General features: G+C 59.7%; 12 protein-coding genes and 1 pseudogene. 9 read left to right on the top strand and 4 right to left on the bottom strand.

The features are described from left to right. The first annotated feature begins 400 nt into the window (after positions 1 to 400). Together ACZ0AI_RS09565 and ACZ0AI_RS09560 are read left to right on the top strand one after the other, a co-directional pair. Positions 401 to 1,594 carry a GGDEF domain-containing protein gene (locus ACZ0AI_RS09565; protein WP_463565536.1) on the top strand — a complete coding sequence of 398 codons (1,194 nt, stop codon included), beginning with the start codon at positions 401 to 403 and terminating at the stop codon, positions 1,592 to 1,594. 131 nt (positions 1,595 to 1,725) lie between these two features. Continuing rightward, positions 1,726 to 2,226 (top strand): hypothetical protein, encoded by a 501-nt coding sequence (locus ACZ0AI_RS09560; protein WP_463565535.1) that lies wholly within the window; start codon positions 1,726 to 1,728, stop codon positions 2,224 to 2,226. Positions 2,227 to 2,559: 333 nt separating this feature from the next. On the opposite strand, the gene gcvA is transcribed toward ACZ0AI_RS09560, so the two are convergent. Then, on the bottom strand, positions 2,560 to 3,468 hold the full coding sequence (gcvA, locus tag ACZ0AI_RS09555; RefSeq protein ID WP_463565534.1) for a transcriptional regulator GcvA: 909 nt from the start codon (positions 3,466 to 3,468) through the stop codon (positions 2,560 to 2,562). A 197-nt stretch (positions 3,469 to 3,665) separates the two neighbouring features. Between gcvA and ACZ0AI_RS09550 the strand changes: the two genes are divergently transcribed. The 7 genes from ACZ0AI_RS09550 to ACZ0AI_RS09520 all read left to right on the top strand — a co-directional run bounded on the left by ACZ0AI_RS09550 (position 3,666) and on the right by ACZ0AI_RS09520 (position 10,181). Then, positions 3,666 to 4,517 carry a transketolase gene (locus ACZ0AI_RS09550; RefSeq protein WP_463565533.1) on the top strand — a complete coding sequence of 284 codons (852 nt, stop codon included), beginning with the start codon at positions 3,666 to 3,668 and terminating at the stop codon, positions 4,515 to 4,517. Further along, positions 4,514 to 5,512 (top strand): transketolase family protein, encoded by a 999-nt coding sequence (locus ACZ0AI_RS09545; protein ID WP_463565532.1) that lies wholly within the window; start codon positions 4,514 to 4,516, stop codon positions 5,510 to 5,512. The genes ACZ0AI_RS09550 and ACZ0AI_RS09545 overlap by 4 nt, the downstream gene beginning before the upstream one ends. Positions 5,513 to 5,577: 65 nt before the next feature. Further along, entirely contained in the window at positions 5,578 to 6,342 is a 765-nt protein-coding gene (locus ACZ0AI_RS09540) for an SDR family NAD(P)-dependent oxidoreductase (protein WP_463565531.1), read from the top strand. Between the two features lie 107 nt (positions 6,343 to 6,449). Beyond that, complete coding sequence (locus ACZ0AI_RS09535) at positions 6,450 to 7,424, top strand: TRAP transporter substrate-binding protein (protein ID WP_463565530.1); 975 nt, start codon at positions 6,450 to 6,452, stop codon at positions 7,422 to 7,424. Next, the gene (locus ACZ0AI_RS09530) at positions 7,421 to 7,987 is read left to right on the top strand and encodes a TRAP transporter small permease (RefSeq protein ID WP_463565529.1); all 567 of its coding nucleotides are present in this window, start codon (positions 7,421 to 7,423) and stop codon (positions 7,985 to 7,987) included. The genes ACZ0AI_RS09535 and ACZ0AI_RS09530 overlap by 4 nt, the downstream gene beginning before the upstream one ends. Before the next feature lie 44 nt (positions 7,988 to 8,031). Further along, on the top strand, positions 8,032 to 9,297 hold the full coding sequence (locus tag ACZ0AI_RS09525) for a TRAP transporter large permease (protein WP_463566121.1): 1,266 nt from the start codon (positions 8,032 to 8,034) through the stop codon (positions 9,295 to 9,297). After that, positions 9,294 to 10,181 (top strand): NAD(P)-dependent oxidoreductase, encoded by an 888-nt coding sequence (locus ACZ0AI_RS09520; RefSeq protein WP_463565527.1) that lies wholly within the window; start codon positions 9,294 to 9,296, stop codon positions 10,179 to 10,181. Before ACZ0AI_RS09525 ends, ACZ0AI_RS09520 begins: the two co-directional genes overlap by 4 nt. A 293-nt stretch (positions 10,182 to 10,474) precedes the next feature. Here ACZ0AI_RS09520 and ACZ0AI_RS09515 read toward each other — a convergent pair. From ACZ0AI_RS09515 to ACZ0AI_RS09505, 3 genes and pseudogenes are all read right to left on the bottom strand, one after another. Next, positions 10,475 to 10,738, bottom strand: a pseudogene (locus ACZ0AI_RS09515) (nuclear transport factor 2 family protein); the annotation flags it as partial. A gap of 130 nt (positions 10,739 to 10,868) precedes the next feature. Further along, entirely contained in the window at positions 10,869 to 11,765 is an 897-nt protein-coding gene (locus ACZ0AI_RS09510) for an MBL fold metallo-hydrolase (protein ID WP_463565526.1), read from the bottom strand. Positions 11,766 to 11,816: 51 nt separating this feature from the next. Continuing rightward, complete coding sequence (locus ACZ0AI_RS09505) at positions 11,817 to 12,455, bottom strand: DsbA family protein (protein ID WP_463565525.1); 639 nt, start codon at positions 12,453 to 12,455, stop codon at positions 11,817 to 11,819. Between the last annotated feature and the right edge of the window lie 59 nt (positions 12,456 to 12,514).

The following is a 12,514-nucleotide window of genomic DNA, read 5'->3' as shown; positions in this document are numbered from 1 at the left end:
CGAAAACACATGACCAATGCTCGGGGCGCGTGAATCATCCCGCAGTGAAAGAAGCCAACATGAAGCGGGTAGGGCGCATTGCTACTATTCTCCAACGTTGGTTTTAGAGTGGGGGAGTGGCAAGCCTTAGCCGATGCAGGCGCGTCGACCTCGGAGCGATGCAATGCTGGTCACACAATGCCGGTAGTTTGTGCCAAACCCCTCAGGGCGTTAGAGGCGGCCGTCCCCGTCCCCGTCCTCGTAGCCTTGGCCTTACCGCGAGTTGATTGATTGCCCTGATATGGCTATATGCGATTACTATTTACAGCCTTAGATAGCCGAGTGCGTTAAAGCGGGATGCGCGCGTTTTCGCCACCCCTTCATTGCCCGGCTCCTACCCTTTCTCCACATGCGCGAACCCATGGTCACCACCGTCATCCTTGGCATGCTTTGCGTGCACCTACTGTGTTTTTGCGTGATGTTCCTGCTGATCAGTACCCGGCTGAGCGGCAAGAAGTTGGGCATGGATGTCTTTGCACTAGGCAACCTTCTGCTGGGGCTCGCCTACATCTTGCAGTTGCTCGGTGGGCCTGCGAGTGGTGGGGTGATCAGTGTCGTCAACCACACATTGACGCTCTGCGCCCCCGTTGCGTATGTCCTGGGCGCCATGCGTTTCTTTGGCCGCCCAACCTCGGTATGGCGGCCACTGCTCACGCTGGCAGGCACCTACACGGCAGTGCAACTGCTGGTGCAATCGACGCTCGGGCTGGAGGCACGCCATGCGTTGCTGGCGGGTTCGTGCGCGGTGCTTTTTCTGGCCATGGCAGCGACGGCTCTCCATGTCAGACAAAACCTGGCCAGGGATCTGCGCGTCGAAATGGTCGTGTTTGCCGTTTTGATCGGCGGCATCTGTGCCCTGAATGCGGCAAAGCTGGTGATGATTCTCGGCGGGGGATTGGAGGCGCTCGACATGAACACCAGCTTCCAGAAGATCTTCTACATTTACATGTCGTTCTTGGGTACGGTGCTTCCTCCCTGTGTCGTCTGGTTGGTTCTGCGCCGCCTTACCGACGAGCTGCGCAGCATGGCCGCACATGACCCGCTCACCCGATTGCTCAATCGGCGCGGGCTGACGGATGGGCTGGACGCGCATTTCCGCTCCCGAACGGCCGGGCCTGCGTACGTGTTCATTGTGGATATCGATCACTTCAAACGCATCAACGATACTTACGGCCACAAAGTGGGCGATCTCGTGCTGTGCCATGTTGCCGAGGCTCTCAGCGCTACCGCCCGCGAAGGCGATCTGACCTGCAGGCTGGGCGGAGAGGAATTCGCGGTCGTCTGCCTCGGCACTGACGGGGCTGGTGCCAGGCAGCTGGCAGAACGCATGCGTACGGCAATCGAGCAAATCGAAGTGCCTGGCATCGGCCTGCACCAACCGATCCGCTGTACGGCAACCATCGGCGTTTCGGATAACTTCACCAGTACGCAAGCGCTGGACGAAACAATGCAGCAAGCCGATGCCGCGCTCTACCGAGGCAAGATGTTAGGGCGCAATCGCGTTGAGTGTGGGGAGGAAGATTACGCAGACCAGGCGCGATCTACGCTGATCTAGGCGCTGTTGATGGGGAGGTGGGGCAGACTTATGTATTGGGCAACATCGGTGCATAAATAGTAAGTCCGTCCTGTTTGCCCTGTATGGATGTGTGCTCGCGTCGCATTTTTAACGCTGCAAGGAGGCAACTGATGCCAGTGAAAGTTGTTTGGAGAGTTGTTTTTGTTTTCATGCTTTGTGTGGCGGCGTTGGTTTTTTATGCTTTCGGAAGCTGGGCTTACGTTGGGGTTCATAACTATCAAGGATACTGCGTTAGTGCAGGAAAAGTGCATGACGTTAAGCTAACCACAGATGAGCGCTTGAATATTGCAGTAGATGAATATTTAGAAAATCAAGACTCTACTGATTTTCATGAGATGGCGTACATTGAAAAAAATAGTAATGGAAGTATGGTTGGTCATGAATTTATGAGGGGGAATTTCAAGTTGCTGATTTACCCTAGTGAGTCAGAATTTTTCAAGGCCAATCCAGCTTGCTGTAGTCGTACATGGGTTTGCTCGAAGGTGATTGGTTTGGCTTCTGGGAGCGTGTCGGAGGCGCCGGTGACGGTGTTTTTGAGTTTTCTCACAAGGTACAATATTCAACAAAAAACGGAGTCGCAAAAGAATTTAATGCGACCCGCACTTTCGTAAGTGTAGACAATTGCGGCGTGGCAGTTATTAAGTCTTATCACTAAGCATCCCCTAAGCTGGTTCGACTCCTACTTGGGAATTAGGGCGTCGGTGGGAAAGGGCTTTGCGCCTGAGACCAAGCGTCTACTCTTGGTGGAAGCCACCGGTTGAATCCGTCTCTAAAAGCAGTCCTCAGGGTTAGCAACCAGATCAGGACAAGTAGCCCCGTTTTACCCCGCTATGACCTGGTGCACGCGCTCGCCTGAAATGGGCAACACTGTTATGTTTTTCAGTTACACCACGTCTAATCGAAGGTCAGAATTTGCTAACCGCCGGTTAATTGCGGTCGTAAGCTTACATCCGTGGGACGCGGCTTTCGAGCTCGTTAAAAAGCCACTCCTGAAAGCTGCGTATTTTGGGCAGCTCAGCGCGCGACTTCAGCACGTTAAACGTATAGCCCTGCACCTTAGGTCCAGTGAGCCCGAGTGGTGCAACAAGGCGGCCCGTCTCAAGCTCTCGCTGCGCGAGCAACAGGCTTTCAAGGCACACCCCAAGACCGTCGACCGCTGCGCTGATTGCCATGAAAGAGCGATCGAAACGGGGCCCGCGCGAGATGTCGAGCGGCACCTTGCGGTGCTGGCGCATCCAGTCTCGCCAGCTCACCAAGCACACCTCACTATGGATCAATGTGTGATGACGCAGATCTTCGGGCGCGCGGATTAGATGCGGCTCTTCTGCCAGCGAAGGAGCACAGAGGGGCACGATAGTCTCCGGCGGGAAGGGCAACACCATCGTCCCTGCGGGCTGAAGTCGCTTCATGCCATAACGAATGTCGATATCCACCCCTTGCGTCAACAGATCCGCGGCGGGCGGATAAGAGGCGTTGAGTCGTACGTCGATGTCTGGCGCTACAGCGCTGAAGCGTGCGAGACGTGGCATTAACCATTGTGTGGCAAAGCTGGGCGTCGAGTGCACGGTCAGGATATCGCTCTTGGCCGTACGCCCCAACTCGCGCGTCGCCATCTCTATCTTCGCAAACGAAGCGCAGACCTCTTCCGCATAGATGCGCCCTGCATCGGTCAGCACCACTGCGCGGTGAACACGGTGGAACAGACGGACGCTGAACTGCTCTTCGAGCAACTTTACCTGATGGCTGACCGCCGATGGAGTCACGAATAATTCTTCAGCCGCCAGTGCAAATGACGACAGCCGAGCCGCGGCTTCGAAAGCCTGTACAGCCTTAAGAGATATCCGATTGTGCATTGAGTTTCACATGAGCTCAGTTCACCTATCCGTCATAACTATTCGTTTGAGCACGAAAAAGCAAGGGAATAGGCTCTCTTCTACTCGCCAAAAGCGCTGCTAAGTGAGAGACGCAGTGCGACGGCTCATTTGCCAAATAGGACGAATGATGACCTTCCAGCGAACTGCAACGCCGAACTAATAATAAGGAGAATGCCGTGCAAAATAGTATCTCACCGATCCACGCCAGGATCGCTGAAAGTGCCTACCGCATCCGCCGTTTCGCGCTGCGGATGGGCGAAGTGCAAGGACAGGGCTATGTCGGCCAGGCGCTGGGCTATGCCGATGTCCTGGCAACAGCCTACTGCCATGCGATGACGCTGAGACCCGAAGACCCGGACTGGGAGGGCAGAGATCGATTCCTGCTATCCCACGGCCACTACGCCATCGCCTTCTACGCAGCACTGATCGAGGCGAAAGTCATCCCCGAAGAAGAACTCGAGACCTACGGCAGCGATGACAGCCGCTTGCCGATGTCGGGTATGGCCACCTACACCCCAGGCATGGAAATGTCCGGCGGTTCGCTCGGTCAGGGGTTGCCTATCGCGGTTGGCATAGCCCTCGGCCTGCGCCTTAAGGACAACCCGGCTTTCGTTTACAACTCAATGTCCGATGGTGAGCTGGATGAAGGCTCAACCTGGGAAGCCGCTATGAGCGCGGCCCACCACAGCCTGGGCAATCTGATCTGCCTGGTCGACATCAATAACCAGCAGGCCGACGGTCCCTCGACCAAGGTGCTGGGCTTCGAGCCGCTCGCCGACAAGTGGGAAGCCTTCGGCTGGCACGTACAGCGCGTTGACGGCAACGACCTCGCTGCGGTGATCGCTGCCTTCGACACCGCGCGCAATCTCACCGAAGCCAAACCGCGCGTGATCCTCTGCGACACCCTGATGGGCAAAGGCGTGCCGTTCCTCGAAGCACGTGAGAAGAATCACTTCATTCGTGTCGACCAGGCTGAGTGGCAGCAGGCCCTCGACATTCTCGACCAAGCCCAGGGAGCTGCCCAATGAGCACCACCGTCAAAAAAACACGCCTGACCACCTCGGCGATGATCGCGTCGATTGCCTCTGAAGGGCAGCGCGTGCAGTCAGCTCCGTTCGGCAAGGCCCTGGTCGAACTGGCCGTCAACCGCCCCGAAATAGTCGGCCTCACCGCTGACCTGGCTAAATACACCGACCTGCATCTGTTCGGCCAAGCCTACCCAGATCGCTTCTTTCAGATGGGCATGGCCGAGCAGTTGCTGATGGCCGCAGCCGGCGGTATGGCCAAGGAAGGCTTCGTGCCGTTCGCCACCACCTACGCGGTGTTCGGTACCCGTCGCGCTTTTGATTTCGTGCACCAGGTGATCGCCGAGGAAAACCTCAACGTCAAATTGTGCTGCGCGCTGCCTGGCCTCACCACCGGCTACGGGCCCAGCCACCAGGCCACCGAGGACATCGCGTTAATGCGTGGCATCCCAGGCATGACCATTGTCGACCCCTGCGATGCCCTAGATACCGAACAGGCCGTGTCGCAGATCGCCAACCACAACGGCCCTGTATACATGCGCCTGCTGCGCGGCAACGTGCCGCTGGTGCTCGACGAGTACGGCTACAGCTTCGAACTGGGCAAGGCCAAGATGCTGCGCGACGGCCGAGATGTGCTGGTGATCTCGTCCGGCATCCTGACCATGCGCGCACTGGAAGTGGCCAAGGCATTGCAAGCGGACAAGGTCGACGTCGGCGTGCTGCACGTACCGACCATCAAGCCGCTCGACGTGGCGACCATCCTGCGTGAAGCAGGTCGCGCCGGACGCCTGGTCGTCGTGGCGGAAAACCACAGCACGGTTGGCGGGCTCGGCGAAGCCGTCGCGACGGCGCTGCTGACTGCCGGCGTGACCCCGCAGTTTCGTCAGATTGCACTGCCCGATGCCTTCCTCGATGCCGGTGCGCTGCCGACCCTGCATGACCGCTACGGGATTTCTACCGAGGCGATGTCGGCAACCATAAAGGGCTGGCTCGGTTGACCGCGGCGTCCCGCTAACCACTCTCTCTACGCGCCGGCTACCGGCGCCACCGCAAGGAATTTTGCATGAACAACGCTCTTCTTCTCGATGGCAAGGTCGCCATGATCTCGGGCGCGGCCTCGGCGCGCGGCATCGGCCTGGCCACCGCTCGCCTGTTCGCCAGTCACGGCGCTAAGGTGGCAATTCTCGACCTGGATGAAGGAGCCGCTGTCGAAGCAGCGGCTGCCATCGGCCTCGAGCATCGCGGCTATGCCTGCAACGTGACGGACAAGGACGCCTGTCTGAAGGCCGCCGAACGCGCCATCGCCGATTTCGGCCAGATCGATGTACTGATCAACAACGCCGGCATCACCCAGCCGGTGAAGACTCTGGAAATCGATCCGGCGAGCTGGGATCGCATCCTCGATGTCAACCTGCGTGGCGTACTGTACCTGTCTCAGGCCGTTATTCCGCACATGCAGGCGCAGGGCAGTGGTTCTATCGCCTGCATGTCGTCGGTGTCGGCTCAGCGTGGTGGCGGCATCCTCGGCGGCCCGCACTACTCGGCGGCGAAGGCCGGTGTGCTGGGGCTCGCCAAGGCCATGGCACGCGAATTCGGGCCGAGCAACATCCGCGTCAACTGCGTGACCCCTGGCTTGATCCAGACCGATATCAGCGCCGGCAAGCTCAGCGATCAGCAGAAGGCCGAGATCGCCGCTAGCATCCCGCTCAATCGCCTGGGAAATGCCGAGGAGGTAGCAGGTGCCTACCTTTTCCTCGCCTCGAACCTGTCGGCGTACATCACCGGAGCGGTGATTGACGTCAACGGTGGCATGCTCATCCACGGTTGAGCAGCACCGGGTTGGCCACGTGCGGGCACTGTCATAAGGTCCGCACGGACGACCTGCAACAAGCAAGACATGCAGACAATATCAATAAGAAACGCAAGGTAAAGCTCATGAAAAAGACACTGATTGCTGTGGCCGCAACCTTTGCATTGGCTACTGCCTCCACCAGTTGGGCACAGCAAGTGCTGCGCCTCTCCCATAACGCCGCACCGGGCAACCCGAAGGCGGTGGCATCCCTGAAGTTCGCCGAGTTGGTCGAGCAGAAGACCGAAGGTCGGGTCAAGGTCGAGGTGGGCGGCAGCGCGCAGTTCGGCGATGATGTCGAATCGCTGACCAATATGCGCCTGGGCACCCTTGCTTTCAGCACCAACTCCCAGGGCAGCACTGCAGGTGTGGTGCCGGAGTTCAACGTGGTCGGCCTGCCTTTCCTGTTCCGCGATCTTGAACATGCCTACAAGGTGGTCGATGGCCCGGTCGGTGCAAAGCTCGATGAGGCCGCCAACAAGAAGGGGTTGGTGGTACTGGCGCTGTGGGATAACGGCATCCGACACACCAGCAACAACAAGCGCCCGATCGTAAAACCCGAAGACTTGCAGGGCATCAAGGTGCGCACCCCACCAGATGCCATGACCCTGGACATCTTCAAGGCACTGGGTGCCAACCCAGGCCCGCTGGCCTTCTCCGAGTTATACATCGCCCTACAACAGGGGGTATTCGATGGTCAGGAGAACCCGCTGATGAACATCTATTCGTCCAAACTCTACGAGGTGCAGAAGTACATCTCGCTGACCGGGCACAAGTACGAGACCACGCCGCTGCTGGCCAGCAAAATGATCTGGGCCGGCCTATCCAAGGCCGATCAGGCGGCGATCAAGGAAGCGGCGGTGGAAGCCGGCAAGCTGAATCGCGAGATGTCGCTGGCGGCGGATATAGAACTGCGGACCAAGCTGACCGAGGCCGGTGTGGAGATCAACGAAATTGACCAGGCCGCATTCGCCCCCAAGACCAAGTCGGTCTACGACAAGTGGACGAAGCAATACCCCGAGCTGGTGGAGCTGATGGTTTCGGAAGCAGGTAAGCAATGATGGCCGTCCAAACCTCCAGCAACGAGCCGTTGCAGTCCGGCGCTCTGGCGCAGATGGCGAGGTGGATGGACAACGTGATCGTGGCGCTCAGCGTGGTCGCCGTGATCACCGCGCTGGTGGCCATGTTCGCATCGTTGATGGCCGAGGTGGTCGTGCGCTACCTGACCAATCAGGGCATGGGCTGGCCCACCGAGATGCCCAACATCTTGTTCCCCTGGTTGGTTATGGGCGGCATCGTGCTGGCTGCCCAACGCGGTCAGCACATCGCCGTCACCGCCATCCAGAGCTGGATCGGTCGAGGTGGCAATCGGGTGTTGCTGGTCGGCCATCAAGCTTTGATCTGCGCCACCTTTTTCTACCTGGCGTGGGTTGGTCTCGATGTGATCGAGATCACTGGTGGTGAGATATATCCGGTCACCGGAATCTCGGCCAAGTGGGCGTATCTTGCCATGATCGTTGGCTTCGTCGGCCTTGCCCTCACCGCACTCACCACGCTGGTTCACCTGCTGTATGCCGGTGATCCCCTTGCTGTTCGCGCACATCAAATCGAGGACGACGTATGACGCTCATGATGCTTCTGGTCTTCGCCGTACTGCTGGGGCTGGCGTTGCCGGTCGGCTACGCGTTGCTGATCAGTTCGGGTGTTGCGGCTGTCACCGTCGGCGGCATCCCCAGCGTAGCGGCAATCGTGAAGATCTTTCAGCCCACGCAGAGCTTCCCGCTGCTGGCTATTCCATTCTTCATGCTCTCGGGCAGCCTGATGATGGGTGGTACGCTGGGCAAGCGCCTGATCGATTTCGCCACCATGCTGGTCGGCCGTTTCCATGGCGGGCTCGGGCAGGTCACGGTAGTGGGTTCCACCGTGTTTGGTGGGGTTTCCGGCTCCGCAGTAGCAGAGGCGTCGGCGCTCGGCTCGATGCTGATTCCCTGGCAGAAGCGCGAGGGCTACCCTGGCGCTTTTGCTGCTGCCGCCACAGCATCGTCTTCGACCATCGCCGGGCTTATTCCGCCGTCGATTCCGCTGATTCTCTATGCTGCCGTGTCAAACCAATCGATTGCCGCGCTATTTCTCGCCGGCTTGGTTCCTGGGCTACTGCTGTGCGTCGGCTTCATGCTGACCTGCTACCTGTCGGGGCGCCTGCGTGGCTTCAAACGGCTGGCCAGTGAAGTCACCATGAAAGGGGTGCTGCGAGTTACCGTTGCGGCAACGCCGGCGCTGGCGATGCCGGCATTCATAGTGATCCTGCTGCGCGCCGGCATCGCGACACCGACCGAGGTCAGTGTGCTGGCAGTGTTCTATGGCTTGATGGTGAGCATGCTGGTCTATCGCGACCTGACCCTGCGCCGGCTCTATGACGCATTAGTACACACCGCCATTACCACCGGTGTGGTGATGCTGGTGATCGCCGCCTCGAGCCTAGTGGGCTATGTCCTTACCGTGGAGTCCGTGCCGACCGCCGTGGCTGAATGGACCGGCGCAAACCCTGAGTTCGCCGTGGATGGTCATCCTCATGCTCAACCTGATCATGGTGGTGGTGGGCATGTTCCTCGACCTACCAGCAGCGATCCTGCTGCTTGGGCCGACGTTCGTCGCCATCGGCAACGCCATCGGTCTCGACCTGACCCAGCTCGGCATCATGATGGTGGTAAACCTCAGCATCGGCCTGTTCACCCCGCCGGTGGGTACCACGCTGTTCATCGCCTCGGCGATTTCACGCGAGAAGGTTGGTGCGGTGGTGCGCGAGCTTTGGCCGTTCTATCTGGTAGCCATCATCGTGCTCGGCTTGGTCTCGTTCGTGCCTGCCTTAATCCTCTACTGATCGGTGCGCCCCCGGTTTTCACCGGGGGCGCGTCATGCAAGGAGTTCTCATGACTACTATTGCAATTGCCGGGCTTGGCTCGATGGGGCTGCCCATGGCCAAGAACCTGCTGGCCGCCGGCCACCCTGTGCGCGGGATAGATCTCAACCCGGTTGCCCTGGCCGAACTTGCGGAGGCTGGTGGTGAGCCGGCAGCGAGCGCGGCGGCCGCCTGCGATGGCGCCGAGGTGCTGATTCTGATGGTGGTCAATGCCGTCCAGGCCGAGCAGGTACTGTTCGACAACGATGCGCTGGCCGCGTTGGCCGAGAATGGCATTGTCTGCTTGATGGCCACCTGTCCACCCGCCGCCGTCGAGCGTATCGCCGAGCGGGTGAGGGCAACGGGGCGCCGTTTCGTCGATGCCCCGGTGTCAGGCGGCACCGCAGGCGCTATGGCCGGTTCGCTGACCATCATGGCCGCCTGCGAACGCGCCACCTTCGAAGCGGTGCAGCCAACATTCGAGGGCATTGGCCAGCGTATCTTTCATGTCGGTGAGCGAGCCGGGCAGGGGGCCACGGTCAAGGCCGTCAACCAACTACTGTGCGGCGTGCACATCGCTGTGGTCGCCGAAGCCTTTGCGCTCGCAGCCAAGGTAGGTGTCGATCTGCCTGTGCTGCTGGAAATCATGGGTGGCTCGGCGGCATCGAGCTGGATGCTCAAAGACCGCGGGCCACGAATGCTACAAGCCCATCCTGAGGTCAGCAGCGCCGTTGATATATTCGTCAAGGATCTGGGCATCGTCCTTGAGGCTGGGCGCGATGCGAAAGCAGCGCTACCGATTGCCTCAGTCGCGCATCAGCTTTTTCTAGCCACCTCGGGGCGCGGAGAGGGTCGCGCAGACGACAGCCAGATCATCCGCAGCTACTACGCCTTGAACGGTATAGCAGCACGGGATTGACACGCGAGCGGACTGAGAATGCAGTGCTCATGTCTGCCGGACGCTATCGCCAGGAACCGGAAATGTTGCGTCGGCCTTGATCCCCGGTCACGTGGTTGCCCCTATTTTCCTGTCGCTGGTGATTGCTCTGCGGTTTGGGTGAGCCTGGCGGGTGATACCTGTCCATTGCCGGAATCTTTGATGTCTTCACCAAACCGTGCCACCAATGGCAAGTACCTTCTCGATCCGGCCTATCACGCGTTACTAGACGAGGAGCCGCAGGCGTGGAACCTCGATATGCTCAGCAGAGGTTATTACCCCAGCATCGCCTGTCGAACGATCGCGCTGTCGACATACTGTTCCATGCTGACGATCTTGCCGTCCTCAAGGCGGTATAGGTGCGCGAAGGTGGCGCTCATGGCTTTGCCGGTGGCCCGGTAGGTACCAGAATACACACCAAAGGCCGCGACCCGGTCGCCATCGGCGAGGTAGGTGTGAACCGTGGCGCGGTAGTCCAGCCATTCGCTCGCTAATCGGCTAAACACATTGGCGACAATTTCGTCCGGCCCGGTATAAGTGCCCGCGTACGGAAAGCCCGCTGCCTCGGTTCAGGTGGCCGTCGGTGCCAGGGTAGCAAGCAGGTGCTTGCCATTGTCCTCTGAGCTGCCTTCATAGGTTGCGCGAATAATCTCCAGATTGTTCATACTGTTACCCCCATTGCATTTCGCCTTTGGCAACTTTGGCACCGATTTGCAAGGCAACGCCCATGCCGGCATCCGGGTAGCGCGCAGTCATTGCGGCGATCAGTGCAGCGCTGTCTGCTGCTTTGCCCAGCTCCTCCTCGAACGCCAGGAGATAATCGCGGGTGTAGCGGATGGCCGAGGCGTCGGTCACCGTGGCAGGTTTCATGTGGCCGGGGACGACCACGGCCGCGTTACGGGTGAGCATGGCATCCAGGTTACGGATCCAGGCTGCACGGCCTTCCGCGCCAGCGGTGTCGGCGGTCCAGACATGCACATCGGCGAACACCAGTACGCCACCGACAATGGCCTTCAGCGACGGCACCCACAGGTAGCGACGGTTGGCCAGGTATTTGGCGTCGACGATCTCGATGGCATGTTCTTCCAGTGTGAGTGTCGGGCCGTCGAATGCCTCAGGCATGACGATGTCTGCCAGGGTCTGCGGCCCGTTCTCTTTCAATTGCGGGCTCCAGGTTGCCAGTTTCTTGGCTACGTTGCCTTGGATGGCGGTCAAGGTAGCGGGCGCAGCAATTACCCGTGCGTCGGGGAACGCGGCTTTGATCGGGCCCAGGCCGAAGTAATAGTCGGGGTCGCTCTGGCTGATGTAGATGGTGGTCAGCTGTTTGCCGCTGCCCTTGATGGCTTGCGCAATGGCTTGGCCGTCGGACAGGGTAAAGCCAGCATCGATCAGCACGGCCTCACGGGCTCCCGAGAGTAGTACTGGCGCGCGGAAGAAACCGTTCTCGCCTGCGGGGAAATGCCGCCAGCTCAGCCCGGTGCCGGTAGCCCAAGCGCCTTTGCTTAGAACTGCGGCTGCGGCACCGAGAGTGGCGGCAGCTTTGATGACAGTGCGACGTGTGGTCATGGAGTTTCTCCTGCTGCGCTGACAGCGCAATTGACAATGGGGTGGACAGTTTCAGGCTGCTGCGAGCTGCTCGATAAGCGCCGTTGGGTTGGCAAACAAGGCGCTGCTATTCAGCACGGAGCGCTGCCCGGCGGATTCGAGAAGCAGAGTAGGAACGCCGCGGGCAGCAAAGGCCTGAAGCAACTCCTGCGCTTGTCTTGTGCGCGCCTTATTGAGGCTGACAAGCGCCGGCTCTGGATGGGCCAGCAGTGCAGCGGCTTCGCTCAGGTCGAGCGCACGCAGAATTTCAACGAGTGAAACTGCTGAGGTGACATCGCGGCCGCCCACGTAGCGCGCCAACTGGATCGCCTTGAGCGCGTCGTACTCCCGAGCCGGGGCTGTCGCAGCCACGGCACTAAGCGCCAGGGTGGCCGGGCCGCTGTCGAAGCGTTGCTGACGATCAGCCAGCACCAACTGCCGATACGCCTCACTGAAATCCTGTCCTGTCTGTGTGGCGATACGCTGGTCGTTGAACCAGGCGAAGTTGGCGAAATCAGTGTCCATCGCGCGGGCGCCTTGGCCGGTAAACAAGCCCGTCGGTAGCAGTTCGAGGGTCAGGCCGGCCACGCCTTGCAACTTGGCAAGCGCTGGCATGGCGCCGTAGCACCAGCCACATAGTGGGTCGTACAAATACTGCAGGGTTTTGCTCATGGGGATGCCTCCGTTTCTTGAGGCTTAGCTTAGGCGCTGCCGATTGACTATTAAATACA

The organism is Pseudomonas sp. AC355, assembly GCF_979258205.1.
The sequence above is the reverse complement of the archived record's forward strand: the minus strand, read 5'-3'. Positions and strand labels throughout refer to the sequence as shown.